27 protein-coding genes are annotated in these 24,681 nt (G+C 58.9%); 1 reads left to right on the top strand and 26 read right to left on the bottom strand.

Annotated elements, in window-relative coordinates; genetic code table 11:
• Window positions 1–281 precede the first annotated feature (281 nt).
• The 23 genes from araH to D8V06_RS11700 form a co-directional block, all read right to left on the bottom strand.
• Window positions 282–1,250 (bottom strand): L-arabinose ABC transporter permease AraH, encoded by a 969-nt coding sequence (araH, locus tag D8V06_RS11590; protein ID WP_056856300.1) that lies wholly within the window; start codon window positions 1,248–1,250, stop codon window positions 282–284.
• 12 nt (window positions 1,251–1,262) lie between these two features.
• Complete coding sequence (gene araG, locus D8V06_RS11595; protein ID WP_130930996.1) at window positions 1,263–2,804, bottom strand: L-arabinose ABC transporter ATP-binding protein AraG; 1,542 nt, start codon at window positions 2,802–2,804, stop codon at window positions 1,263–1,265.
• A 65-nt stretch (window positions 2,805–2,869) separates the two neighbouring features.
• The gene (locus tag D8V06_RS11600; RefSeq protein WP_130907210.1) at window positions 2,870–3,874 is read right to left on the bottom strand and encodes a substrate-binding domain-containing protein; all 1,005 of its coding nucleotides are present in this window, start codon (window positions 3,872–3,874) and stop codon (window positions 2,870–2,872) included.
• 127 nt (window positions 3,875–4,001) lie between these two features.
• Window positions 4,002–4,820 (bottom strand): SDR family oxidoreductase, encoded by an 819-nt coding sequence (locus tag D8V06_RS11605; protein WP_130930997.1) that lies wholly within the window; start codon window positions 4,818–4,820, stop codon window positions 4,002–4,004.
• Between the two features lie 125 nt (window positions 4,821–4,945).
• Window positions 4,946–5,821, bottom strand: a complete 876-nt coding sequence (locus tag D8V06_RS11610) for an SMP-30/gluconolactonase/LRE family protein (RefSeq protein ID WP_130904424.1) — start codon at window positions 5,819–5,821, stop codon at window positions 4,946–4,948.
• Window positions 5,822–5,865: 44 nt separating this feature from the next.
• Complete coding sequence (locus tag D8V06_RS11615; RefSeq protein ID WP_056855923.1) at window positions 5,866–6,582, bottom strand: FadR/GntR family transcriptional regulator; 717 nt, start codon at window positions 6,580–6,582, stop codon at window positions 5,866–5,868.
• A 187-nt stretch (window positions 6,583–6,769) separates the two neighbouring features.
• Window positions 6,770–7,330: a DUF1285 domain-containing protein gene (locus tag D8V06_RS11620; RefSeq protein WP_056855924.1), complete on the bottom strand. Its 561-nt coding sequence runs from the start codon at window positions 7,328–7,330 to the stop codon at window positions 6,770–6,772.
• A 16-nt stretch (window positions 7,331–7,346) separates the two neighbouring features.
• Window positions 7,347–7,955, bottom strand: a complete 609-nt coding sequence (locus D8V06_RS11625) for a DUF4823 domain-containing protein (protein ID WP_130930998.1) — start codon at window positions 7,953–7,955, stop codon at window positions 7,347–7,349.
• Window positions 7,956–8,180: 225 nt separating this feature from the next.
• Entirely contained in the window at window positions 8,181–9,149 is a 969-nt protein-coding gene (locus tag D8V06_RS11630) for a radical SAM protein (protein ID WP_056855926.1), read from the bottom strand.
• A gap of 138 nt (window positions 9,150–9,287) precedes the next feature.
• The gene (locus tag D8V06_RS11635) at window positions 9,288–9,926 is read right to left on the bottom strand and encodes a TetR/AcrR family transcriptional regulator (RefSeq protein ID WP_034149949.1); all 639 of its coding nucleotides are present in this window, start codon (window positions 9,924–9,926) and stop codon (window positions 9,288–9,290) included.
• 395 nt (window positions 9,927–10,321) lie between these two features.
• Window positions 10,322–11,113: a TatD family hydrolase gene (locus D8V06_RS11640; protein WP_130904426.1), complete on the bottom strand. Its 792-nt coding sequence runs from the start codon at window positions 11,111–11,113 to the stop codon at window positions 10,322–10,324.
• A gap of 15 nt (window positions 11,114–11,128) precedes the next feature.
• The gene (locus D8V06_RS11645) at window positions 11,129–11,485 is read right to left on the bottom strand and encodes a PilZ domain-containing protein (RefSeq protein WP_056855928.1); all 357 of its coding nucleotides are present in this window, start codon (window positions 11,483–11,485) and stop codon (window positions 11,129–11,131) included.
• Window positions 11,486–11,527: 42 nt separating this feature from the next.
• A complete protein-coding gene (locus D8V06_RS11650; RefSeq protein WP_056855929.1) occupies window positions 11,528–12,514 on the bottom strand; it encodes a DNA polymerase III subunit delta' in 987 nt (328 codons plus the stop codon).
• A complete protein-coding gene (tmk, locus tag D8V06_RS11655; protein WP_056855930.1) occupies window positions 12,507–13,139 on the bottom strand; it encodes a dTMP kinase in 633 nt (210 codons plus the stop codon). The genes D8V06_RS11650 and tmk overlap by 8 nt, the downstream gene beginning before the upstream one ends.
• 19 nt (window positions 13,140–13,158) lie before the next feature.
• Window positions 13,159–14,382 carry an endolytic transglycosylase MltG gene (mltG, locus tag D8V06_RS11660; protein ID WP_130904427.1) on the bottom strand — a complete coding sequence of 408 codons (1,224 nt, stop codon included), beginning with the start codon at window positions 14,380–14,382 and terminating at the stop codon, window positions 13,159–13,161.
• Between the two features lie 3 nt (window positions 14,383–14,385).
• Window positions 14,386–15,201, bottom strand: a complete 816-nt coding sequence (gene pabC / locus D8V06_RS11665) for an aminodeoxychorismate lyase (RefSeq protein WP_130908375.1) — start codon at window positions 15,199–15,201, stop codon at window positions 14,386–14,388.
• A complete protein-coding gene (gene fabF, locus D8V06_RS11670) occupies window positions 15,201–16,445 on the bottom strand; it encodes a beta-ketoacyl-ACP synthase II (protein WP_130908374.1) in 1,245 nt (414 codons plus the stop codon). Before fabF ends, pabC begins: the two co-directional genes overlap by 1 nt.
• Window positions 16,446–16,554: 109 nt before the next feature.
• Complete coding sequence (acpP, locus tag D8V06_RS11675) at window positions 16,555–16,791, bottom strand: acyl carrier protein (protein WP_003175607.1); 237 nt, start codon at window positions 16,789–16,791, stop codon at window positions 16,555–16,557.
• A gap of 191 nt (window positions 16,792–16,982) precedes the next feature.
• On the bottom strand, window positions 16,983–17,726 hold the full coding sequence (fabG, locus tag D8V06_RS11680; RefSeq protein ID WP_056855934.1) for a 3-oxoacyl-ACP reductase FabG: 744 nt from the start codon (window positions 17,724–17,726) through the stop codon (window positions 16,983–16,985).
• 16 nt (window positions 17,727–17,742) lie between these two features.
• Complete coding sequence (gene fabD / locus D8V06_RS11685) at window positions 17,743–18,681, bottom strand: ACP S-malonyltransferase (RefSeq protein WP_130930999.1); 939 nt, start codon at window positions 18,679–18,681, stop codon at window positions 17,743–17,745.
• A gap of 126 nt (window positions 18,682–18,807) precedes the next feature.
• Window positions 18,808–19,818, bottom strand: coding sequence for a phosphate acyltransferase PlsX (plsX, locus tag D8V06_RS11690; RefSeq protein WP_082557643.1), 1,011 nt, complete (start codon window positions 19,816–19,818; stop codon window positions 18,808–18,810).
• 4 nt (window positions 19,819–19,822) lie between these two features.
• Complete coding sequence (rpmF, locus tag D8V06_RS11695; RefSeq protein WP_003179396.1) at window positions 19,823–20,005, bottom strand: 50S ribosomal protein L32; 183 nt, start codon at window positions 20,003–20,005, stop codon at window positions 19,823–19,825.
• A gap of 13 nt (window positions 20,006–20,018) precedes the next feature.
• Window positions 20,019–20,546, bottom strand: a complete 528-nt coding sequence (locus D8V06_RS11700) for a YceD family protein (protein ID WP_007942001.1) — start codon at window positions 20,544–20,546, stop codon at window positions 20,019–20,021.
• A 105-nt stretch (window positions 20,547–20,651) separates the two neighbouring features.
• Between D8V06_RS11700 and D8V06_RS11705 the strand changes: the two genes are divergently transcribed.
• Window positions 20,652–21,230 (top strand): nucleoside triphosphate pyrophosphatase, encoded by a 579-nt coding sequence (locus tag D8V06_RS11705; RefSeq protein ID WP_130931000.1) that lies wholly within the window; start codon window positions 20,652–20,654, stop codon window positions 21,228–21,230.
• 150 nt (window positions 21,231–21,380) lie between these two features.
• On the opposite strand, the gene D8V06_RS11715 is transcribed toward D8V06_RS11705, so the two are convergent.
• From D8V06_RS11715 to rluC, 3 genes are read right to left on the bottom strand one after another with little or no spacing between them, the layout of a single operon-like run.
• Window positions 21,381–22,370 (bottom strand): S49 family peptidase, encoded by a 990-nt coding sequence (locus tag D8V06_RS11715; protein ID WP_130904430.1) that lies wholly within the window; start codon window positions 22,368–22,370, stop codon window positions 21,381–21,383.
• A 24-nt stretch (window positions 22,371–22,394) separates the two neighbouring features.
• Window positions 22,395–23,057: an HAD-IA family hydrolase gene (locus tag D8V06_RS11720; RefSeq protein WP_130931001.1), complete on the bottom strand. Its 663-nt coding sequence runs from the start codon at window positions 23,055–23,057 to the stop codon at window positions 22,395–22,397.
• Window positions 23,044–24,006 carry a 23S rRNA pseudouridine(955/2504/2580) synthase RluC gene (gene rluC / locus D8V06_RS11725; RefSeq protein ID WP_056855939.1) on the bottom strand — a complete coding sequence of 321 codons (963 nt, stop codon included), beginning with the start codon at window positions 24,004–24,006 and terminating at the stop codon, window positions 23,044–23,046. Before rluC ends, D8V06_RS11720 begins: the two co-directional genes overlap by 14 nt.
• Window positions 24,007–24,681 lie beyond the last annotated feature (675 nt).

Raw genomic sequence — 24,681 nt, forward strand, 5'->3', positions numbered from 1 at the left:
CTCTACTACAAAGGAATCAGCACTGTGATGATCGTTCCCACGCTCTGCGTGGGAATGATTGGCCCACAGAACCGTGGCGAGGGAGCTTGCTCCCGCTCGGCTGCGCAGCAGTCGTAAGCCCGGAAAGTGCGGTCTACCAGACTCACCGCGACAAGCGCTTTTGGGGCCGCTTCGCTGCCCAGCGGGAGCAAGCTCCCTCGCCACAAAAGCTCTCTACTACAAAGGAATCAGCACTGTGATGATCGTTCCCACGCTCTGCGTGGGAACGATCAGCTGAGGGGTTAGCGCTGTTTGAGACGGTCGATCACCACCGCCAGCAACAGGATCGAGCCGCGGATCACGTACTGGTAAAAGGTGTCGATGTTCTTCAGGTTCATCGCGTTCTCGATGATTGCCAGAATCAGCACCCCGGCGATCACGTGCCGGATCATGCCAATCCCGCCACTCAACGAAACCCCACCCAGCACACACGCAGAAATCACCGTCAGCTCGAAACCCTGGCCGATCATCGGCTGACCGGAGGTCATGCGCGAGGCGAGGATTACCCCGGCCAACGCACCGATGACACCGTGCACGGCGAAGATGATGATCTTGGTCCGGTCAACGTTGACCCCGGCCAGCAGCGCCGCTTCCTGGTTCCCGCCGATGGCCATGGTATTGCGGCCATAGGTGGTGTAGTTGAGCAACCAGCCGAAGAACAGGAAGCAGACGATCGTGATCAGGATCGGCACCGGCACGCCGAACAGTTGGCCGTTACCGAAGACGAAGAACGACTCCTGGGAAACGCCCACCGCTTTGCCGTTGGCAAAGATGTACGCCAGGCCGCGGACGATCTGCATCGTTGCAAGCGTGGTGATCAACGCATTGACCCGCAGCTTGGCAATCACGATACCGTTGATCAGACCCACGATCAGGCCCATCACCAACGCCGCGCCGACGCCCAGCAACACGCTGTCGGTGTCGCGCATCACCACCGCCGCAACCACCCCGGCGCAGGCGATCACCGATCCCACCGACAGGTCGAAGTGCCCGGACGCCAGGCAATACAACATGGTGCACGCCGCGATCCCGGTCGTTGAAATCGCCAGCCCCAACCCGCGCATGTTCAATGGCGAAAGAAAGTTGTCGATCAGCAAAGTGCAGAGCACGAAGATCCCTACGGCCGCCAGCAGCATCACCCAGTCATCGAGAAAGCGCCGCAAGTCCAGGGGTTTGCGCGCAGTCGGCAGGGTTTCGTTTTGGGTTGTCATCATAGTCACCTCTCAGTTCGCCACGCCGTCAGCGCGTTGGCGCGGCAAAGCCAGTTGCAGCAAGTTGGATTCATTGGCCTGTTCGCGGCTCAGTTCGCCACGCAGCGCGCCTTCGCACAGCACCAGGATGCGGTCGGAAATGCCCATCACTTCCATCAGGTCGCTGGACACCACGATCACCGAAATACCGTCCGCCGCCAGGTTATGGATGATCTGGTAGATCTCGGCCTTGGCGCCGATGTCGATGCCACGGGTCGGCTCGTCGAGCAGCAGGACTTTCATCGGCATCGACAGCCAGCGGCCGAGAATGGCCTTCTGTTGATTGCCGCCGGACAGGTACATGATTTTCTGTGCTGCGCTCGGCGTCTTCACTTTCAGCGCCTTGATCTGCTTGTCGGCATTGCCCTTTTCCCACAGGCCGCGCAACAGGCAACCGAAGGTGGAGTGCGCGCCGCGTGCGCTGATGTTGATGTTCTCGGCAACACTGGAGAGCGGCATGATGCCCTCCTTCTTGCGGTCTTCGGGACACAGCAGAATCCCCGCCGAAATCGCGTCGCGGGGCGAGCGCAGTTTCAGCTCATGACCGCGTAACTCCAGGCGCCCTGCCGTGTTGCGTTCCAGGCCGCTGAGCATCCGGAACAACTCCGTGCGCCCCGCCCCAACCAGACCGAACAACCCGAGGATCTCGCCTTTGTGCGCTTCGAAGCTCACCGGTTCGCGCAGACCCGGGCCGAGCAGGCCGTCAACCTTCAACGCCACCGCGCCACGCGGGCGCGGGCGATAATCGTAGATGTCCTGGATATCGCGACCGACCATGCACGTGACCAGGTGATCGTGGGTCAGCTCGCGCATGTCTTCGAAAGTACGCACGTAACGGCCGTCCTTGAACACCGTCACCGCGTTGCAGATACGGAACACTTCTTCCATGCGATGAGAAACGTAGAGCACCACTTTGCCTTCATTGCGCAGGCGGCCGATGATCGCCATCAAGCGATCGATCTCCCGCGCCGACAGGCTGCTGGTGGGTTCGTCAAAAGCTATGACATGGGCGCCACGGGACAGCGCCTTGGCGATTTCCACCAGTTGCCGCTGGCCAAGCGACAACCGCCCGACCTTCTGCTGCGGGTCGATTTCGTCGGCCAGGCCCTTGAGACAGGCCAATGCCTGCTGACGCAACGTGCTGCGATTGATCAGGCCGAAACTGGCCGGCAAATGTCCGAGAAACAGGTTTTCCGCCACGGTCATTTCCGGCACCAGGTGCAGCTCCTGGTGGATCACCGCGACGCCACTGCCGATGCTGTCGGCGGTGGATTTGAATGCCATCGTCTGCTCGCCGATCTGCAGATTGCCGCTGCTGGGGATGTAAGCGCCGCCGAGAATTTTAAGCAGCGTCGACTTGCCGGCGCCGTTCTCGCCCATCAAGGCGTGAACCTGCCCCGGATGAGCGACGAAGTTGATGTTGTCCAGCGCCTTCACCCCGGGAAAGGTCTTGCCGATCCCGTTGAAGCGCAAGCTGCCGCCTGCATTGTGTTGTATTTGTGTTTGCGCGTGCATAGCCCACCTCTTCACACAGAACGGGCGGCCCCGTTGCCGAGGCCGCCGATGAAATCAACCAGCCTTCAATTCCACAGGCCGATCTTTTCCAGTTCCTGCTTGAAGTTGTCGCGGGTGATCAGCGTTACGTCGTCCATCGCCGTGTATTTCGGCGGCTCTTTGCCGGCGGTGACCCACTCGTACATCATGCTGGCGGTGTTGTAGCCTTCGATGTGCGGGCTCGGCAGCATCGAACCGAAGAAGCCGCTGTTGGGCTTTTTCAGTTCGCCGATGGCGTCGGTGCCATTGATGCCGATGCCGATCACGTTCGCTGCGGTAAAGCCGGCGGCTTCCGTGGCACGCACGCCGCCGAGCACGGTGTTGTCGTTCATGCCACCGATGATCAGGTTTTTCGCCGCGCCCGGCAGTTTCACCAGCGCCGAGTTGGTAGCGTCCATGCTGCCCGGTACGTCGAGGGTTTTCAGGGCGGCGAACAGGATATGGTCTTTTGGCATGCCGGCATCTTCCAACGCCTTGACCGAACCGTCGGTGCGTTTCTTGCCGGTGTCGAGTTCGTTGTAGGTGTTGATCACCGCGTAGGTGTCTTTCCATTCCCAGCCGCGTTTTTTCGCCTCGGTGGCCATGGCGCTGCCCTGCTTCTGGCCAACTTCAAAGGCGGCCATGCCGAGGTACGGCACCTCTTCCATGAACTTGCCGCTGGCATCGACAAAGCGGTCATCCACAGCAATCACTTTCAGGCCGTTGAGCTTGGCCTTGGCCATGATTGCAGGACCGAGTGACACATCCGGCGGGCAGATCACGAAACCCTTGGCGCCGTTGGCCGCCAGGCTGTCGATGGCCGACAGGGTTTTCTCGCCGTCCGGCACGGCGATTTTGATCAGGGTAAAGCCCTTGTCCTTGCCGGCCTTTTCGGCAAACGCCCATTCCGTCTGGAACCAGGGCTCTTCCGCTTGCTTGACCAGAAATCCGATTTTCACCTCTTCAGCCGCCAGCAGCGTGCTGCTCAGGCTGACCGCCGAAACCGCCAGGGCGGCACAGCACAGGGTTCGGATGGCATGACGACGATTCATAAGCTGACTCCTTGTTATTTTTCTTGAGCGTTCTTTGAAAGCCATAAGGCGGTGTAGCCGTACTACTAATAGTCATATCGTATGATGATTGGATTTCAGGCGTAATTTTCCACCTCAATCCGTTCATTCAGTTGTGGTACATCACCGAGCGACCACCATCGATGGTGATGCAGGATGCGTTGATGAACGGCGCTTCATCACTGGCCAGGAATACCGCCGTCATGGCCACTTCTTGCGGCTGGCCGATGCGCTTGGGCGGATGCAATTCCAAAGCGCGCTGACGCTCAGCGTGTGGATCGGCAAAACCGTTCCAGTAGTCGACGTTCAATTGAGTCTCGATGTAGCCCGGGGCGATGGCGTTGACCCGGATACCTTTGGGCGCGTATTCGATCCCCAGGGCACGGGTCAGGCCGAGCAAGCCGTGCTTGGCCACCGGATAGGGAAAACAGCCCGGAATGATATGAGAAGAATGAGTGGACGCGATGTTGATGATGCTGCCGACGCCTTGCTCGATCATCTGCGGCAAAACAGCCTTGCAGCCGAACCAGGCGCCATCGAGATCAATGGCGAAGCAGCGGCGCCAGTCCTCTTCGGTCATTTGCAGTGGGTCACGAAACACGTTGACCCCGGCACAGTTGACCAGCACGTCGATCCGACCGTGACGTTCTACAGCCAGTCTGGCCATGGCATGCAGATCTTGCTGTTGCGAAACGTCGGCCTTGATCGCCAGCACATCGGCCCCTTGGCCTCGCCAATTCGCGGCGACTGCTTCGACTTTCCCGGCCTGGATATCGCTGATGATCAGCTTGGCCTGTTGCGACGCAAAAGACCCAACAATCGCCTCGCCGATGCCCTGGGCGGCGCCGGTCAGCAGCACTACCTTGTTTTTCAGACGCTCGCCCTTGGGCGGAGTGGGCGCCGCCGGCAAGGAAAGGGGTTCAGCCATGGATCGCTGCATCACTTCACCTGTTTTGTTTTTTTAAGTGTGAGTGCGTGTAACTGATGGAGCCGACTATAAACCCGGCTCGCAGATAATCTCAATATATATATTTGCATCCCATATTTAGGGATTTATCCCGAGAACCGAGTACACAGCTTTCCTGGCACGTCCACCCGAATCGCTAAAACTGCCCCATCCAGCGGGTGACCGAGCGGGCTCGCGGCACTGGTGATGTACAGGGTTTTCAGATCGGCATCGCCGAACACACAACTGGTCGGACGGCTGACAGGCAATTCGATTATCCGATCGACTTTGCCGTCCGGCGTCAGCCTGAGCAGGCAGCTGCCGTCCCAGCGGGCGTTCCAGATAAATCCCTCGGCATCCATCGCCGAGCCGTCCGGGCCGCCGCGTGCATGAGGGCCGAACCAGGGTTGCGCGGGCTCAAGATTGCCGTCGGTGCGGATGAAGTGCCGATACAACGTGCCGTCCAGGCTGTCGCCGAAATACACGGTGGTCGCGTCATCGCTCCACAGCAGCGTGTTGGGAATGCCTGATCCGCGCAGCAACGGCGTCACCCGCGCATCGCTATCAATACGGAACAACCCACCCGAGCGGCGCTCGATGGGCAAGTCTTCGCCCTGTTCGCCGATGTTGTTTTGCATGGTGCCAAGCCAGAGCCGACCCTGAGCATCGCAGCGGGCTTCGTTGGCGCGGTTGCCCGGTTGCGGATCGGCAACGCACAACAGCGTCAGCCGCGGCTCGAGCCCTGGGGAATCAAGATCAAGGCGGTACACGCCGCTGCTCAACGTCACCAGAGCATCACCGCTTTCACAGGGGATAAACGCAGAAACATGCTCAGGCATCTGCCAGATCTGCACATTCGCGCCGATCAGCCGCAACGCTTGCTTGCCGGCGATATCCACCCAGTACAACGCCTGGGTCGGCGCATCCCAGAAGGGGCCTTCGCCCAGCTGTGCCCGGTGTTCGGTGACCGCGGTCAACGTCATGAAACCTCCTGCATTGTTATTGTTTTTATCCGTGGTGCTTTTTGTCAGCCCGCTTTTTTATCGGCCATGACTTGCGGGTAATAGCGCTTGATCGCCAGGTCGGCGTTATCGATCAGGGTCATGCAAGCCCAGACGCCCCGCGCGGCATCCCGGGCGGCGATGGCATCGGCCATGTCTTTATGAATGGGCAAGGTGCGGCGCAGTTCGTCGGGGTCGGCAGCGGACACTTCGAAACACACCGCCAATAGCGCACCGAGGGCCGGGATCATTTGTTCAATGAATTGGTTGTGGCTGGCAGCAAGAATGCACTCATGGAATATCTGATCCGCGCGGTTGTAATCGACACCGCTTTCCACCGCCCTTTCCAGGGCGTTGTAGGCCAGCAGCACGGCTTTAACCTGCTCGGCATTCGCCCGCTCGCAAGCCCAGCGCACGGCCATGGGCTCGATGGTGCGACGCAGGTCGAGCAAGTCATCGACGAAGTTTTCCGGCAATCCGCTGCGTGACAACCAGCCTACGACTTGTGGATCGAAGAGATTCCAGCGCCGCACCGGCAACACCCGCGTGCCGACTTTCGGCCCGACTTCGAGCATGCCCTTGGCAACCAGAGTCTTGATGGCTTCGCGAATGACGGTGCGGCTGACCCCGAGCTGCTCGCCGAGATCGGCTTCGACCTTGAGCGTTTCCCCGGGTTTGATCTGCCCGGTCGCGATCCAGCAACCCAGCCAATCGACCGTCGACGCATGAAAGCTGCTGGACATGGACACCTCAAAGCCGTTCGCAATGGATGCCCACGCTAATCATCATATGATTGGTTGTCAATTTGATTTTTTGAACACACAACCCCCAATAGGAGCGAACCTGCTCGCGATGGCGATGTAACAAGCAACCAGGATGTTGAATGTCACGACCTCATCGCGAGCAGGCTCGCTCCTACAGGGTTTTGCGTCAGGGCTCGAGGCCAATGGGGAAGAACTCGCCGCCGCTCCAAACACCCAGCCAACGCTGCCCGTCCAGTTCGCGACTCACCGCCAGTTCCACCAATTGATAGAACACATTGCGATGGATCAGCGCTTCGAGGTTGGTGCGCACATGCACATAGGGCGCGGGTTCTTGTGTGAGCGGATCAATCACCACGCGAATCGGGTGTTCAGCACCGGCTTCGGTGGTTTCGTCGACATTGGTGGTGAAGCGCAAAACCTGCTGTTCACCCTCGCCTTCCACGTCCACGGCAATCGCCACAAACGGCGCGTCATCGACTTTGATGCCGACCTTTTCAACCGGGGTAATCAGAAAGTAATCATCGCCGTCGCGGCGAATGATCGTGGAGAACAGCTTGACCATCGGCTTGCGTCCAATCGGCGTGCCCAGGTAGTACCAGGTACCGTCCCGGGCGATGCGCATATCGATATCGCCGCAGAAGTCAGGATTCCACAAGTGGACCGGTGGCAAGCCTTTGGTCTTGGGGATTTGCCCCAACAGGTCGTTGGCTTTTTGCGGGCCACTCATGGCGTTCTCCTTTGATTTACTGGTCGCTGAGCCCCAGCAGGCTACGAGCGTATTGCTCCAGCGGCGGGCCCAGCAAGTCTTCTGGCTTGTTGTCGTGGAACGTCAGTAAACCGCCACGACTCTTGATACGTGCAGTATCAATCAAATACTGGGTGCTGGTCTCGATCAACATGATTTGAATCACGCCGGTATCGACGCCAAGGCGATCCACGGCTTCCTGATCCAGCCACTCATCGGAGTTGCCGATGCGGTCATCGGATTTGGCGAATCGCGTGTAAAGCAGATAATGCGCACCCAGGGCACGGGCTTCGCTCATCGCCTGATCGAGGCCTTCCGGCACGCGCGCGCGGCGCACCATCGGAAAGTATTCGATGAAGCCGTCGAAGGCGACTTCGGCGATCACGTTTGGCCGAGGGTACACGGCACTGCCCGGCGGCACGAACGCGCCCTGAGCGATGTAGACGAACGAGTCCGGCTGAATGCGCAGGTTGTTCACGCGGCGGCTGTCGCTGTGATCAAGCAGGCCTGCATCGCTCATATGGTAGCGAGTCCCTTCGGCCATATCGCTGACGTTCATGCAGCCACCGAGCGCCAAAACGGCCAGCAGCAAAACCAGGCTACGCATCCTATCCTCCAGAGGCCGGTGACGGAAAACCGGCGAATGGCCGTGGGATGCAGATTTTGCGCCATTCCTCGCGATCACGGATATTTCCGGATTGATCATGTGGCGAGGGAGCTTGCTCCCGCTCGGCTGCGCAGCAGTCGTAAATACTGAGGAATACTGTGTATTTGATCATTTAGGGCTGCTTCGCACCCCAGCGGGAGCAAGCTCCCTCGCCACAGGGGTCAATCAGCCGCCGATAATCTTCATGACGGTAGCGCCACCTGAGAACGCCACCTCCTGCTTGTCCCCAAGAGCTTTCACCAGCAATCGCTGCAAGGCCGGCAACGCCTGATGGCGCGGCTTGTCCAGCAGATCGCCGACATAGTGGCGATTGCTCGACGACAGGCAGCCATGCAGCCATCCCGTGGAGGAAAGACGCAAGCGCGAACAAGTCCGACAGAACGGCACGCTTTCATTGGCGATCACGCCGAAATGCCCAAGCCCGGGAATCTCGTAGCGCACCGCCGTCGCATCCACCGGCGCATCGGCCTGCAAATATTCATAACGCTCGCCGATCAGACTCAGCAATTGCTGCAGGCTGACGAACTGTTGCAGAAAGCCATTGGAGTCACTGGCCAGGTGGCCCATGCGCATCAACTCGATGAAGCGCAACTCATAACCCCGCTCCAGGCAATAATCGAGCAACGGCATCACCTGATCGAGGTTCTGCCCGCGCAGCGGCACCATGTTCACCTTGATCTTCATGCCGGCCTTGCGTGCCTGATCCATGCCGTCGAGCACGGTAGCCAGGTCGCCGCCACGGGCAATGCTGCGGAAGGCGCTGGCGTCGAGGGTATCGAGGGAAACGTTGATGCGCCGAATACCTGCATCCACCAACAGCGGCAGTTTCTTCGCCAGCAACTGACCATTGGTGGTCAGGCTGATGTCTTGCAGGCCCATCTGCCCGACCGCATTCATGAAGGTTTCGAGTTTGGGGCTGACCAGCGGTTCGCCACCGGTGATGCGCAAACGCTCGATGCCGGCCGCTTCGATCAGATAGGCCACACCACGCGCCATGGCCTCTGCCGACAGTTCATCCTGCGCAGCCACCAACCGCTTGCCATTGGGCACGCAGTAGGTACAGGCGTAATTGCAGGCTGATGTCAGGCTGACTCGCAAATTGCGAAAACGCCTGCCTTGACGGTCAACGATCATGGCCACTCCGGCGAAAGGATATTCGGATTGCTAAAACTTGACTCACAAATCAAGTTTTAGCAAGTCCTATGCCTGAGTATATTCCTGCGGTACTGCCTCATGTAGCGAAATCATGGGGCAATAAGGCTGCTGAATGGCTCAGCTGCTCGGGGTGTCGGTGTCGCGCTTGCGCTTGTTGCCCATGCGCACACCGATGTCCATCAGGAACTGGAAGAACCCTTCCTGATCTTCCAGCACATTGCTCCAGAACGGCGAGTGATACAGCGCTACCGCACCGTGCACCAACGCCCAGGACGCGCAGTAATGGAAGTACGGCGGCACGTCTTCGAGCTTGCCTTCGCTGATCCGGCCCTTGATCAACAGGGTCAGGCGTTCGAAGTTCGAGGCACGGATCTTGTGCAGCTCCTCGATCATCTCCGGGACCTGGTTGCCCTTGACCACCTTTTCTTCCAGGCGATCGAACAAGCGATAACGTTGCGGATCGCGCATGCGGAATTCGAAATAGGCGCGGGACAGGGCTTCCTTGTCCTTGTCGACGTCGGCGGAATGCAGCAATTCGTTCAAATCGCGCTCGTAATCGAGCATCAGGCGCAGATAAATCTCGGCCTTGGATTTGAAGTGCTTGTAGATCGTGCCTTTGCCGATACCGACGGCATCAGCAATCATCTCGACGGTGACACTGTCTTCACCTTGTTCGAGGAACAGCTTGAGCGCGGTATCGAGAATTTCTTGCTCGCGGCGACGAAACTCACGGACCTTACGAGGTTCTTTATGCATAAGAAAAGGTCTGTAGGGGTCAAAATTCGAAGCCGCGTATTATGCCTAACTTGCGCCAAAATGCACGGATCATCCGACCATATCTGTGTTTTCTGGTCATTTTGCGCACGCCGCAAGGTTGATGAGAACTCTTCCGAAGCGCCCGTATTCCAAATTTGTTTAAAAACCCCGGTTCTCAAACTGGACTGGGCGCAATACTGATCAATACTTGAACTGTCGGCGGGACATCTCCCCCAAGTGTCACGCCGATATTGGTACCAACGGACCGCGTACCATTGTTTTACTCCTAATGGTCTTAACCCGGATTCACCCCCCAGAACCCGGGTTTTTTTTGCCTGCGATTTAACGACCAAAGCCCCGTGGGCGCGGCCCCAGGCTGCGATTTGTTTCTGGCGTTACGACGCTGCCCTGACATGCGCCAGGGGAAACAATCGCTGGAAGTTTTCGGTGGTCTGTTCAGCAAATCGCTCGTAGGACTCGCCGCGCAACATTGCCAGAAATTCCGCAACCTCTCGCACGTACTGCGGCAGGTTCGGTTTGCCGCGATGAGGAATCGGTGCCAGGTACGGCGAATCGGTTTCCACCAGCAAGCGGTCCGCCGGCACCTTGCTCGCCACATCACGTAATGCGTCCGCGTTGCGGAACGTGACTATCCCCGACAGGGAAATGTAATACCCCATGTCCAGCGCGGCTTTCGCCATGTCCCAATCTTCGGTGAAACAGTGCAGCACGCCTGCCTGAGGCAACGCCGCTTCGCGCAGCAGGTTCAAGGTGTCGGCGCGCGCACCACGGGTATGAATGATCACTGGCTTGCCAGTCTGCTTTGCCGCTTGCAGGTGCAGCCTGAACGATTGCTGCTGTAACTCGGCTGCCTCGGGCTCGTAGTGATAATCCAGACCGGTTTCCCCGATCGCCACTACGCGTGGGTGATTGAGTTCCTGCAACAGCCAGTCCAGCGCGGGTGCGGCGCCGGGCTGCACATCCAGCGGATGCACGCCGACCGAGCAGTCCACGTCGTCGTATTTCTCGGCCAGGGCTTTGACCTCGGCAGCGTTGTCGACGCTGACGCCGATACACAGAAAGTGCCCTACCCCGCGCTGACGTGCCGCATCCAGTGCGGCATCGAGGGAACCGTCGTGGGCGGCAAGGTCAAGTCGATCAAGGTGGCAATGGGAATCTACGAGCATAAAAATGGCTGCAACTTACATCGTATGAGTGGGACGGTCGGACTTCAGTGCTCCGGCCAGATGGGTTTCGATTCGACTGCGAGCGGTGTCGTCACCGTCGCCGAACTGTACGCCGACACCGGCGGCACGGTTACCCTGCGCGCCTTTGGGCGTGACCCAGGCGACCTTTCCGGCCACCGGGATTTTTTCCGGCTCATCCATAAGATGCAGCAGCATGAATACCTCATCGCCCAACTTGTAGCTCTTGTTGGTCGGGATAAACAGGCCACCGTTCTTGATGAACGGCATGTAGGCCGCGTAAAGCACGGATTTGTCCTTGATGGTGAGCGACAAAATGCCGTTGCGTGGCCCCGGGCTGACAGATTCGTTCATGCTGACCTCCACTGCTGATGCACAGAGTCTAGGCGCAGACCGTCACCTCTGGGTAGGCAAGGATGCCCATTGCACCAGCAGGGCCTCCAGCAGCAAGACCCGATTGAGGTTGGCCTTGCTCAACACCTTCTGGCGCTGGGCGAGAATCCAGTCCTGGATATTCAGGACTTTGTCTTGCGCCGATTTCTGAGCCAGGTACTGAATCACCTTGCGCATGTCGGTCAGCCCCAAGCCTTCTTCATCCTGGGTCAACTGATAGCGCAGGATCAGACTCGACCAGTCGCAGAACCAGTCGAAGAGCAACAATAGCGGGATCGCATTCCAACCCTCGGCCAGTTGCGTCGGCGATTGCTGCTGCTTGAGCAATTTCTTTACCCCTTCGACCACTTGCGCACGCTGCTCGCGAACGCCCTGGGCCTGCAGGTTGACGGCGGCCAGAGGAGAGCCGGCAGCCAACGTCAGCAATTCAACCCGTTCGTCTTCCGAACAATCGGGCAAGGCCTTGGCCAGCCAGGCCTGGCTCATGGCTTCGCTTGGCAGCGGACAGGCCTGCTGCACGCAGCGACTCTTGATGGTCGGCAGCAGACGGCTGGGCTGGTGACTGACCAACAGCAGCACCGTGTCGCCTGAAGGTTCTTCAAGGCTTTTGAGCAAGGCATTGGCCGCGTTGATGTTCATCGACTCGACCGGCTCGATCAGCACCACTTTGCGTCCGCCCAACTGCGCGGTCTGCACCACGAAACTGACCAGGTCGCGAACCTGATCGACCTTGATCGCCTTGTCGGCTTCTTCCGGCTCCAGGATGTAGTTGTCCGGATGACTGCCTGCCTTGAGCAACAGGCAGGATTTGCATTCTCCACAGGCGTCCTGAGCAGTTGGACGCTGGCACAACAGGCTGGCCATCAAACGCTCGGCCAACGCCCGCTTGCCGATCCCGGCCGGGCCGTGCAACAAATAGGCATGCGCGTGCTGAGCACGACCGGCCAGTTGTTGCCACAGACTGTCCTGCCACGGATAGGCTTCAGCCACGGGTCAACTCCAGCAGACGTGGGAGCAAGGCGTCCAGAGCCAGCTGAACCTGCGCCAGCGATTGCGCGGCGTCGACCAGGACATAACGTGCCGGCTCCGCAGCTGCGCGCGTGAGGAAGGCATTGCGCACGGCATCGAAAAAGGCCCGGCCCTCCAGCTCAAAACGATCCAGACGTCCGCGTGCACTGGCGCGGGCCAGACCGACTTCCACCGGCAGATCGAAGATCAGCGTCAGGTCGGGGCGCAGATCACCCTGGACAAAGGTTTCCAGCGCGGCGATTCGCTCCAGTGACAAGCCGCGGCCACCACCCTGATAGGCATAAGTCGAATCCGTGAAACGATCACACAAGACCACCGCACCACGGGCCAGCGCCGGGCGAATCACCTCGGCCAGATGCTGGGCACGCGCTGCAAATACCAGTAGCAGTTCGGTGTCCGGATTCATCACCTCATCGACCGGGGCCAGCAGCACTTCACGAATGCGCTCGGCCAATGGTGTACCTCCCGGCTCACGGGTCAGCACGACCTCGATACCGGCTGCGCGCAGGCGCTCGGCCAGGTATTCACGATTGGTGCTCTTGCCGGCGCCTTCCGGGCCTTCCAGCGTAATAAACAAGCCAGTCACAGGCGGTCCTTAGTCAGAATCATTGCGGGTTTTGCGGCGCGGCTGCATCCGGTGCGGGCGTAGGTGCAGGTTCTTGTGGCGGCACTTGCGGCAAAGCCTCGGGAGTAGTGTCGGGAGATGCAGCCGGGATCGGCGCCTGGTCCGGCTCAGCCTGAGGCTCTTCGGTTTGAGGTTCCTCAATCGCATTTTCCGGCGATTCGGGCGCAGTCACCGGTGCGGGGCTGGAACGGTAATCGGCGCGACGCTTGAGCTGATACTCTCGCACGGCATTGTTGTGGGCATCCAGGTCATCGGAAAACACATGGCTGCCATCACCGCGAGCAACGAAATAGAGGCTGCTGCCCTCCACCGGATTCAGCGCCGCGTGGATCGCTTCACGGCCAACCATGGCTATCGGAGTCGGCGGCAGGCCGGAAATCATATAGGTGTTGTAAGGCGTCGCTTCCTTCAGATGGGCGCGTGTCAGCTTGCCGTTGTATCGATCGCCCAGGCCATAAATGACCGTCGGATCAGTCTGCAACAGCATGCCCATCGCCATGCGCCGCACGAACACGCCGGCAATCTGCCCGCGCTCCTGTGGCACGCCGGTTTCCTTCTCCACCAGCGAGGCCATGATCAGGGCTTGATACGGACCGCTGTAGGGCAAATCGGAGGCACGCTGATTCCACTCCTTCGCCAACACTTCATCGAGACGGTCGTAGGCCGTCTTCAGCAGCTCGACGTCGGTCATGCCCCGCACGAAACGATAGGTGTCGGGGAAGAACCGCCCTTCCGGGAAAACCCCGGTATGACCAAGCTTGTCCATGACCTGGCTGTCGCTCAGACCGTCAAGGGTTTGCTCGATCTTTTCCTCTTTGGCCAGCGCCGCACGGACTTGATGGAAATTCCAGCCTTCGACCAGCGTCAGGCTGTATTGCACCATTTCACCGCGCTTCCACAGGTCGATCAGACCTTCGACAGTCATGCCGGGCGTCATGCGGTATTCGCCGCTGTGCAAAGGCTGCTTGGGCAGGTTGAAGCGCCAGTAAACGCGCAACCAGAACGCATCCTTGATGATGCCGTCGGCTTCCATTCGCAAAAAGGTGCGGTTCGGTGTGGTGCCTTTGGGCACCTCCAGCAATTCTTCCTGAGTAATGTTCAGCGGCTGAACCAGCGCCGAATGAATTTTCCAGGCAGAAGCACCCAACATCAGCCCCGCCAGAACCAGTCCGGTTTCCAGCAGCAGCAAGAATTTACGTCTCACGTATCAAACATCCAGTAGCGCACGGGCAATGGTTTGAAGTTTACGGGTGAGCGGCCCAACCGGCCAGCTCAGTGCACCACAGGCATGCACTGGCCACACGCCATAAACGCTGTTGCAGACAAAGACTTCATCTGCCGATTGCAGCTGATCCAGCGTGATATCGGTTATTTGCGTGGGAATGCCCAGTGACTCGGCTTGAAACAATAATTCGGCACGCATCACCCCTTCCACGCCGCAGCGGTTCAGATCGGCGGTGATCAGCACGTCATCGCATACCATGAACAGGTTGCTGAACACTCCCTCGATGACGCGGCCAGCCCGGTCGAGCAGCAAGCCCTCGGCATGGTCGCTATCTTGCCATTCGGAACGGGCGAGCACCTGTTCCAACCGATTCAAGTGTTTGAGTCCGGCAAGCAGGGGCTGATCTGAAAGGCGTGTAGTACAGGGAAACAAGCGGATGCCTTGCTCGGCATGCGCGGCTGGATAGGTCGCCGGAGGATTACCCAGCAAGATGCGGCGGGCTTGAACAGAGGGGTCAAAGGCATATCCGCGCAAACTGTCACCACGGGTGATGATCAGCTTGAGAACGCCTTCGTCGAGCTTTGCAGCGTAGTTGAGCAGCTCTGTAACCATGGTGCCATGATCGAGGTTGATTGCCAGCCGCTGACACCCTCTGGTCAACCGCAATACATGGCGATCCAGCATCACCGGGAAACCATTGCGCACGGCAATGGTTTCGAACAAACCATCGCCGTAAGCCAGGCCGCGATCTTTCAGCGACAGCGTGTCAGCCGGCTGACCGTCGACCCAGCTTTCCATCAGCCTGCGAACCGGCGAAACACCAGCGAGCCGTTGGTGCCGCCAAAACCGAAGGAGTTGGACAGGACCACATCGATTTCCATGTTGCGCGCCGTGTGCGGTACGAAATCGAGATCGCAGCCTTCATCCGGCTCATCCAGGTTGATGGTCGGTGGTGCCACCTGGCTGTTGATCGCCAGCACGCTGAAGATCGCTTCAACCGCGCCGGCCGCGCCGAGCAGGTGACCGGTCATCGACTTGGTAGAGCTGACCGCCAGGTTGTAGGCGTGCTCGCCGAACACCGACTTGATTGCATTGACTTCCGCGAGGTCGCCGGCAGGAGTCGAAGTACCGTGGGCATTGATGTACTGCACTTGGTCGCCATTGATTTTGGCATCGCGCAGCGCATTGGTAATGCAGCGGGCAGCACCGGCGCCGTCGGCGGGTGGCGAGGTCATGTGGTAAGCATCGCCGCTGGTACCGAAACCGATCAGCTCGGCATAAATGGTCGCGCCACGGGCCTTGGCGTGCTCCAGTTCTTCCAGAACCAGCGCACCGGCACCGTTGGACAATACGAAGCCATCGCGGCCCTTGTCCCATGGACGGCTGGCGCGGGTCGGCTCGTCATTGCGGGTCGACAGTGCGCGGGAGGCACCAAAGCCGCCCATGCCCAGGCCGCAGGCGGCCATTTCGGCGCCACCGGCAATCATCACGTCAGCTTCGTCGTACATGATGTTGCGCGCTGCCATGCCGATGCAGTGCGTACCGGTGGTACACGCCGTGGCGATGGCATAGTTAGGACCCTGTGCACCCAGGTGGATGGACAGGAAGCCGGAAATCATATTGATGATCGAGCCGGGTACGAAAAACGGAGAAATCCGTCGCGGGCCGGTTTCGTGCAGCGTGCGGCTGGTTTCTTCGATATTGGTCAAGCCGCCAATACCCGAACCCATGGCCACGCCGATGCGCTCGCGGTTGGCGTCGGTGACTTCCAGGCCCGCATTGCGCACTGCCTGAAAACCTGCGGCCAGACCGTACTGAATGAACAGGTCGAGCTTGCGTGCTTCCTTGAGCGACAGGTATTCCTCGACATTGAAGCCCTTTACCGAGCCGCCAAAACGGGTGGAATAGGCAGAAAGGTCGGTGTGTTCGATCAGACCAATGCCACTGCGGCCAGCCAGAATGCCCTGCCAACTGCTCGGCACATCCGTGCCCAGTGGCGACAACATACCCATACCGGTGACTACGACGCGTCTACGCGACACAGCACTCTCCTTTTTTCAAATGACGACTTTGCATCAGGCCTAAAGAAAAAACCGCACGCCATGATGGCAGTGCGGTTTTTCCATGACAGCAAGCAACGATTACAAACTATTACGCCTGATGGCTAGTAACGTAGTCGATTGCAGCTTGTACAGTAGTGATCTTCTCAGCTTCTTCGTCAGGGATTTCGGTCTCGAATTCCTCTTCCAGAGCCATCACCAGCTCAACGGTGTCAAGGGAGTCAGCACCCAGGTCTTCAACGAAGGAAGCAGTGTTGACCACTTCTTCTTCTTTAACGCCCAGTTGCTCGGCAACGATTTTCTTGACGCGCTCTTCGATGGTGCTCATACCTTGTTTTCACTCCTAATGGACAAATTCAGGCAGCTGGCCAGTGGGTAAGTGTATAGAAAGACTTTTCAGTTTTTCAACTGAAAGCTTCACTCCTCAAACCCGGTGACCCTCTGCCTATAAATAGATTGCAGCTTTATAACGGATTTTAGACAGCTCGTATGACATTTTTTTGAAGCAATCCGTCACATTTAACTCATGTACATCCCGCCGTTCACCGGGATTGTAGCCCCAGTAACGTAAGCCGCACCGTCGGAGGCAAGAAAAGCGACCACAGACGCGATCTCTTGAGCTTGTCCCAGACGACCCAGCGGAATCTGCGTCTGCAAGGCTTCACGCTGTGCCTCGGGCAGTTCGCGGGTCATATCGGTATCAATGAACCCTGGAGTCACCGAGTTTACCGTAATCGAACGCGAACCGACTTCACGCGCCAGTGCACGGCTGAAACCTTCCAGACCGGCCTTGGCGGCAGCGTAGTTTACTTGGCCTGCGTTGCCCATGGCACCCACAACCGAGCCAATACTGATAATTCGTCCCCAACGGGCTTTGGTCATACCGCGCAAAACGCCCTTGGACAGGCGGAACAGACTGTTCAGGTTGGTATCGACAACGTCATGCCACTCGTCGTCTTTCATGCGCATCATCAGGTTATCGCGGGTGATACCGGCATTGTTGACCAGAATCGCCGGCGCACCGAACTGCTCCTGAATGCTCGCCAGGACAGCCGCCACGGACTCGTCGCTGGTGACATTGAGCTCAATGCCGGTGCCCTGGATACCGTTTTCTTTCAACGTGGCGGCAATACGCTCGGCACCCGAAGCGGTGGTCGCGGTGCCAACTACGATGGCGCCCTGACGACCCAGCTCCAGGGCGATGGCCTGGCCGATGCCACGGCTTGCACCGGTGACCAGTGCAACTTTACCTTGCAGACTCATGCAAGTTTCTCCTGATTCAGGCCAACGCTGCACGGGCGGCAGCGAAAGCGTCTGGGGTATTGAGGTTGGAAGTCGATACGCCTTCGGCGCAGCGTTTGTTCAGGCCGGCGAGCACTTTGCCAGGACCGCACTCGACCAGATTGGTCGCACCCTTGGCTGCCAGCGCCTGGACCGACTCGACCCAGCGTACAGGCTTGTAAAGCTGTTCAAGCAGATCGCGCTTGAGGGTTTCCAGATCGGCAGGCACATCGGCACTGACGTTCTGCACCAGCGGAATTTGCGGAGCCTTCCAGTCGATCGCTGCGATCGACTCGGCAAAACGCTCAGCAGCCGGACGCATCAGCTCGCAGTGCGACGGCACGCTGACCGGCAACGGCATGGCACGCTTGGCACCACGCGCCTTGCAACCTTCGATGGCACGCTCGACCGCGGCCTTGGCACCGGCGATCACCACCTGGCCAGGGGAGTTGAAGTTGACCGCGCTGACCACTTCACCTTGCGCCGCTTCGGCGCAGGCTGCCAGCACATCGGCGTCGTCCAGACCAAGGATCGCGGCCATGCCGCCCTGCCCGGCCGGAACGGCTTCCTGCATCAACTGACCACGACGCTCGACCAGCTTCACCGCGTCGCCGAGGCTCAGGCTGCCAGCGGCAACCAGTGCGCTGTATTCACCCAGGCTGTGACCGGCAACATAAGCCGGGCGCGCGCCGCCTTCTGCCAGCCACAAGCGCCACAGGGCGATCGAAGCGGTCAGGATTGCCGGTTGGGTTTTATCGGTTTGATTGAGTTGCTCTTCCGGCCCTTGCTGGGTCAGTGCCCACAGGTCGTAACCCAGAGCATCGGAGGCTTCTTTGAATGTTTCGAGGACAACCGGATGTTGCGCGCCCAACTCGGCCAGCATGCCGAGGGACTGCGAACCTTGTCCCGGAAAGACGAATGCGAGGGAAGCAGACATGTAACAAGCCCCTAATGATCTTGTCGTCGGAGAATTGACGTCCCGCCATCGGGGACGCAAGAAACTGACAGTTGGATGGCCAATTGAACTGAGCGGTCACATTTAAGCATTGTCCGACGAAAACGCCTAAAGCAACAAATCCTCCAGACGACCGTGAATGCGTTCTGGCAGATTTTCCTGAATTTCGATCAAGGCGCGGGAAATAGCACTCTGAAAACCCTGCACCCCGGCGGAACCGTGGCTTTTTACGACAATACCCTGCAAGCCGAGAAAGCTCGCACCGTTATGTCGTGCCGGCGCCAGGTCAGCCTGCAGTCGCTTCATCAGCGGCAGCGCCAACGCCCCCACCATGCGTGAAGGCAGGCTTTTCTTGAACAACGCTTCGATTCGCCCGGCGATCATGGTCGCCAGCCCCTCGCTGGACTTGAGCAGGATATTGCCGACAAACCCGTCGCACACCACCACGTCCGCCTCGCCACGGTACAAGCCGTCACCTTCGACGAAACCGATGTAGTTGATACCTCGGGCACTTTGCAACAAGGTTGCAGCCAGCTTGACCTGCTGATTGCCCTTGATGTCCTCGGTGCCGATGTTCAGCAAGGCCACCCGTGGACGAACAATACCCAAGGTTTCTGCCGCGACCGAGCCCATCACTGCAAATTGCAGCAGATGTTCGGCACTGCAATCGACATTGGCCCCCAGGTCGAGCAACTGGCAGTAACCTTTCTGCGTCGGAATCGCCGCCACCATGGCCGGGCGATCGATACCCGGCAACGTCTTGAGCACAAACCGCGACAACGCCATCAACGCGCCAGTATTGCCAGCACTGACACACGCCTGAACCTTGCCGTCGCGCAATAACTCAAGCGCCACGCGCATCGACGAATCGGGCTTGCCACGCAGGGCCTGGGCAGGTTTCTCGTCCATGGTGATGACTTCGGACGCCGGAGCAATCGACAGGCGCGCGCGATCCACAGCCGAATGGCCAGCGATCAGTTCTTCAAGAAGGGAGGGTTGACCGACGAGGGTCAGGTGCAGCGAGGGTGTAGCAGACAGGCAAGCGAGACTGGCCTGAACAATGCTGCGGGGACCGAAGTCCCCGCCCATTGCGTCAATCGCGATGACTTGAGCGGACAAGTGATTACTCGTCAGCGCCCTTGTCGATCACTTTACGGCCACGGTATACGCCTTCTGGCGATACGTGGTGACGCAGGTGAACTTCACCGGTGGTTTTTTCTACAGACAGGGTGCTAGCCTCGAGAGCGTCGTGCGAACGGCGCATGTCACGGGCAGAGCGGGATTTTTTGTTCTGCTGAACAGCCATAATTGATTAACTCCTAAACGTTTGGGTCACGCTTTAACTGCGCCAATACACTGAACGGGTTGGACCGCGTTACCTCGTCCTCGCTCGGTTCGGGCTCATCTGCTCCCGCCGGCTGCTGGCATTCTTCCGGATGATGAGCAGGCACAATGGGCAAGGCGAGCAGAAGCTCCTCCTCGATCAGTGACTGCAGATCCAATGGATCTTCGCCCAGTTCCAGCACGTCATAACCTTTCGGCAACGACTGGGTATTCGCACCCTCCTTCACCACAGCATAACTGCATTCGCTATGGATCGGCAGGGTGACCAGCTCAAGACAACGCTGGCAAACCATTTTGACTTCAGTGTCGATAAAGCTGTGAATTACCACAGATTTACGTTCATCTCGTTCAAAAACGAATTTAGCCTGCACCGTACCGACATTGTCGGAAAGCGGGTCGCAGAGTCTCTCCAAATCGGCCAGCAGCATTTCACCTTGAAGGGTGGTGCCACGGTCAGCCAATTTGCGCGGGTCAACGTGAGGTGGAATCGGGTCATTCAACATAGGCGCAGCATTATAGGGATGCACCCGCCCATGTCAAAGGAAATTCAGCCCTGTCCGTCACTTGGAAGCCTCGCTAGAATTCGCACCTGCCATTTGGAGTTGCGCATGCTGCCTTTATTACTTGCTTCCAGCTCGGTCTATCGCCGGGATTTGCTGGCCCGCCTGCGGCTGCCGTTCACTTGCAGCTCTCCGGACATTGATGAAAGCCATCGCCCCGGCGAGCCTGCCATTGATCTGGTAAAACGTCTCGCCGAGCACAAAGCCCGCGCACTGGCGCACAGCCATGCCGCTCATCTGATCATCGGTTCCGACCAGGTCGCCGTACTCGGCGACAAGATTATCGGCAAACCCCACACCTTCGAAAAGGCCCGCGAACAGCTGCTGGCCTCAAGCGGTGCCAGCGTGACCTTCCTGACTGGACTGGCGCTGCTCAACAGCGAGACCGGCCACTGCCAGGTCGACTGCGTGCCGTTCACCGTACACATGCGCACACTCGAGGCAGCGCGCATCGAACGCTACCTGCACGCCGAGCAGCCCTACGATTGCGCGGGCAGCTTCAAGGCCGAAGGCCTGGGTGTGAGCCTGTTTCAAAGCACCGAAGGCACCGACGCCACCAGCCTTGTCGGCCTGCCGCTGATCCGCCTGATCGACATGCTGCTGGCCGAGGGCGTGCAAATCCCCTGAGGCATCCTGTGGCGAGGGAGCTTGTCGGATCGCTTTTGGGGCCGCTTCGCGCCCCTGCGGGAGCAAGCTCCCTCGCCACGGGTACAATGTTCACCCTCAAGTGAACAGCATTACGCAAATGTGGGGCCGGTTTTCTTGATTGTGTCGAAATCAGCGCAACGACGGACCGCTGAACCCCATCCACATCGCCAAATGCTCAGCCACGCTGGCACCAAGCTTTTTCGAGAAGCGGTCGAATGGCGATTCCTGAACGGTGAAGTCGACCAGTTCTTTTTCCCCGATCACATCACGCGCAACCGAACTGGCATTGCCCAGGCCATCCACCAGCCCCAGCGGCAAAGCCTGCTCGCCAGACCATACGAGACCGGAAAACAGCTCCGGATGCTCTTTGTCCTTCAGGCGATCGCCCCGACCCTGCTTGACGCTGTTGATGAACTGCTTGTGCGTGGTGTCGAGCACGCCTTGCCAGAACGCTGTTTCTTCAGGCTTTTGCGGCTGAAACGGATCAAGAAAGGACTTGTGCTCGCCCGAGGTGTAGGTGCGACGCTCGACACCCAGTTTTTCCATGGTGCCGACAAAACCATACCCGGCCGCCGTCACACCGATGGAACCCACCAGACTCGCCTTGTCGGCGTAGATCTGATCGGCAGCACTGGCGATGTAGTAGGCACCGGAAGCACCCAGATCGGAAATCACTGCGTAGAGCTTGGTATCAGGGTGCAGACCGCGCAAACGACGGATCTCGTCATAGACGTAGCCTGACTGCACCGGACTGCCACCCGGGCTGTTGATGCGCAGGATGACACCTTTGACCTTCTTGTCCTCAAAGGCCGCACGCAGACTGCCAACGATATTGTCGGCGCTGGCCGGCTCCTTGTCGGCGATCATGCCATTGATGTCGATCAGCGCGGTGTAGTTGCCGCTGCGGGTAGCGGCTTTTTCCATGTCCATCAGCGGTGAGAACAACAACAGCGCGCCAAACAGGTATACAAAGGTCAACAGCTTGAAGAAAATCCCCCAACGCCGGGAACGGCGCTGCTCCTGAACGCCCGCCAGCAAGGTTTTTTCCAACAGCTTCCAGCTCTTCTCGTCACCGCTCTCTGCGCTCGCCTTGGCGGGTGCTTTCCATTCGTCGGTCATGACATCTACCCCAGCAAAAACGTATTAAGCCGGCTGACTCAGCCAGGCATGCAATTCTGAAAAGTGATCGATGGCCAAGCGAGGCTCGAACAGCTTCAACGACTCGATCGATTGGGCGCCATAGCTGACCGCGACCGAATCCATGCCGGCGTTGCGCGCCATCTGCAAATCGAAGGATGAGTCGCCGACCATCAGCGCCTGTTCCGGGCGAACCTGGCAATGCGCAAGAATCTGCTCAAGCATCAGTGGGTGAGGCTTGCTGGCGGTTTCGTCGGCGGCACGAGTGATATCGAAATAGTCAGCCCAACCGTGCGCATTCAACACCCGATCCAACCCACGCCGAGCCTTGCCCGTTGCGACTGCCAGGTGATATCCCTCGGCGCGAAACGCCTGCATCGATTCAACCACCCCCTCGAACAACGGAGAAGGCACCGCCTCCGAGGCGATGTAGTGGTCGGCATAATGCTCGCGAAAGGCGATCAGCTCGCTATCGCTGATGTCCGGATACAGCGTGCGGATCGCCTCCGGCAACCCCAGCCCGATGATGCCCTTGACGGCGAGATCATCGCGCAATTGAAAACCGGATCGCTCGGACGCCACATGCATCGCTTCGACAATCCGACCAATGGAATCAGCCAGGGTGCCATCCCAATCGAATATCAGCAGCTTGTAATCAGATGGGCGCACTCAATCGCTCCACAGTCTTGGCCCACATTTCGTCGACCGGCGCCTGCAATTTGAGCTCACCGCCATCGGGCAGCGGCACGGTCAGCATGTAGGCGTGCAGAAACAACCGCTTGCCGCCCAGATCACGGATTTCCTTGCTGAAATCGTCATCACCGTACTTGCTGTCGCCGGCAATGCAGTGCCCGGCGTGCAAGGTATGAACGCGGATCTGGTGGGTACGGCCGGTAATAGGCTTGGCTTCGATCAGGGTGGCAAAGTCGCCAAAGCGACGCAGGACCTTGAACACGGTCACGGACTCCTTGCCCTCTTCCTCGTCCACCTCGACCATTCGCTCGCCGGAGCGCAGGTTACTCTTGCCGAGCGAAGCCCGGACCTGCTTGATCGAGGACGCCCAGTTACCGCGAACCAGCGCCATGTAGCGCTTGTCGACGCCATCGCCGCGCAGTGCCGTATGCAAGTGACGCAACATGCTGCGCTTCTTGGCGATCATCAGCAGGCCGGAAGTGTCGCGGTCCAGACGGTGAACCAGTTCCAGCTCCTTGCAATCGGGACGCAACTGACGAAAGGCTTCGATCACCCCGTAATTCAAGCCACTGCCGCCGTGAACCGCGATGCCGCAAGGCTTGTTGATCACGAGCAGCGCCTTGTCTTCGTAGACAATCGAGGCCTCGAGTCGCTGCAGCAGGCCTTGTGCCAGCGGCACGGGTTCGTCGCGCTCAGGCACGCGAACCGGCGGCACGCGCACGATATCGCCCGCCTGCAGCTTGTATTCGGGCTTGATCCGACCTTTGTTCACCCGCACTTCGCCTTTGCGCAAAATGCGATAAATCAAGGTCTTGGGCACGCCTTTGAGCCGAGCGAGAAGGAAGTTATCAATACGTTGGCCGGCATATTCCGGCGAGACCTCAAGCAGTTGTACGCCTGGGGTCGAAGGGGCAGTAGTCGTCATGGCGCGGATGATAACAATTTTTTATGGAATTGAAGCACTTAATCATTGCTGCTATAGTCGCGAACGCCGCCAAAAGCGGCCTGGACAGCGGACCAACGGTCAAAAACCGACCCTGACCAACGCAATTCACCAGGACGCGAGGCCGTCCTACGGGGCTTTCGCTACGTAACGGTGGAGTTTGCAGGTGTAACGAGCGCAGGTGACATGAGGCCTGAATCACGCCGCAAAGCAGAGTTTTGACTCGTTTTGCGCGCCATATTCACGGCCAGTTCACAAAGTGCAGTCAGCTGCGAATGACCCCGAGCGAACGCTTCGGAAACATTGCCTAAATTAGCCATGATGCGTGACCTCCCCTTTCGGAGCTCACGGTAAATGCCAACCCGCTGCGGATTCTGCGCGCGGCAGCACCCGAATTATCAGGGATACGTGTAGGGTGGAGATGCACAACCGCTGGACTGTGTAGCAATAGGCTTTATCAAGACGCTTCATCTCGTCCACAGCCGCCGGTTGATTCCTCCTCCTGACTGAGTGCTTAAGTAGCCACAGCAAGCAGGACGCGTACGTCGCGATGCAGGCCCACATTGGCCGGACATCGCTGGACACGGGAATGGCCAACCACTCCCGACGCACCTGACACCGACCGTGAGAAGTCGTGTGTGCCGAACGCCGTTTCCG

The sequence above is a fragment of the Pseudomonas sp. Sample_24 genome (assembly GCF_004307605.1).
In the GTDB taxonomy this organism is placed as follows: domain Bacteria; phylum Pseudomonadota; class Gammaproteobacteria; order Pseudomonadales; family Pseudomonadaceae; genus Aquipseudomonas.

Coding starts and splice junctions, on each gene's coding strand:
- D8V06_RS11645 (WP_056855928.1), bottom strand. CDS start 11,485: ATGAACGAATCTGTCAGCCCGGGGCCACGCAACGGCATTTTGTCGCTC.
- araH (WP_056856300.1), bottom strand. CDS start 1,250: ATGACAACCCAAAACGAAACCCTGCCGACTGCGCGCAAACCCCTGGAC.
- D8V06_RS11635 (WP_034149949.1), bottom strand. CDS start 9,926: ATGCATAAAGAACCTCGTAAGGTCCGTGAGTTTCGTCGCCGCGAGCAA.
- D8V06_RS11615 (WP_056855923.1), bottom strand. CDS start 6,582: ATGTCCAGCAGCTTTCATGCGTCGACGGTCGATTGGCTGGGTTGCTGG.
- rpmF (WP_003179396.1), bottom strand. CDS start 20,005: ATGGCTGTTCAGCAGAACAAAAAATCCCGCTCTGCCCGTGACATGCGC.
- D8V06_RS11715 (WP_130904430.1), bottom strand. CDS start 22,370: ATGACCGACGAATGGAAAGCACCCGCCAAGGCGAGCGCAGAGAGCGGT.
- D8V06_RS11630 (WP_056855926.1), bottom strand. CDS start 9,149: ATGATCGTTGACCGTCAAGGCAGGCGTTTTCGCAATTTGCGAGTCAGC.
- D8V06_RS11625 (WP_130930998.1), bottom strand. CDS start 7,955: ATGCGTAGCCTGGTTTTGCTGCTGGCCGTTTTGGCGCTCGGTGGCTGC.
- D8V06_RS11700 (WP_007942001.1), bottom strand. CDS start 20,546: ATGTTGAATGACCCGATTCCACCTCACGTTGACCCGCGCAAATTGGCT.
- D8V06_RS11605 (WP_130930997.1), bottom strand. CDS start 4,820: ATGGCTGAACCCCTTTCCTTGCCGGCGGCGCCCACTCCGCCCAAGGGC.
- D8V06_RS11640 (WP_130904426.1), bottom strand. CDS start 11,113: ATGCTCGTAGATTCCCATTGCCACCTTGATCGACTTGACCTTGCCGCC.
- pabC (WP_130908375.1), bottom strand. CDS start 15,201: ATGGAAAGCTGGGTCGACGGTCAGCCGGCTGACACGCTGTCGCTGAAA.
- fabG (WP_056855934.1), bottom strand. CDS start 17,726: ATGAGTCTGCAAGGTAAAGTTGCACTGGTCACCGGTGCAAGCCGTGGC.
- acpP (WP_003175607.1), bottom strand. CDS start 16,791: ATGAGCACCATCGAAGAGCGCGTCAAGAAAATCGTTGCCGAGCAACTG.
- D8V06_RS11705 (WP_130931000.1), top strand. CDS start 20,652: ATGCTGCCTTTATTACTTGCTTCCAGCTCGGTCTATCGCCGGGATTTG.
- fabD (WP_130930999.1), bottom strand. CDS start 18,681: ATGTCTGCTTCCCTCGCATTCGTCTTTCCGGGACAAGGTTCGCAGTCC.
- araG (WP_130930996.1), bottom strand. CDS start 2,804: ATGCACGCGCAAACACAAATACAACACAATGCAGGCGGCAGCTTGCGC.
- D8V06_RS11610 (WP_130904424.1), bottom strand. CDS start 5,821: ATGACGTTGACCGCGGTCACCGAACACCGGGCACAGCTGGGCGAAGGC.
- D8V06_RS11600 (WP_130907210.1), bottom strand. CDS start 3,874: ATGAATCGTCGTCATGCCATCCGAACCCTGTGCTGTGCCGCCCTGGCG.
- rluC (WP_056855939.1), bottom strand. CDS start 24,006: ATGACGACTACTGCCCCTTCGACCCCAGGCGTACAACTGCTTGAGGTC.
- D8V06_RS11620 (WP_056855924.1), bottom strand. CDS start 7,330: ATGAGTGGCCCGCAAAAAGCCAACGACCTGTTGGGGCAAATCCCCAAG.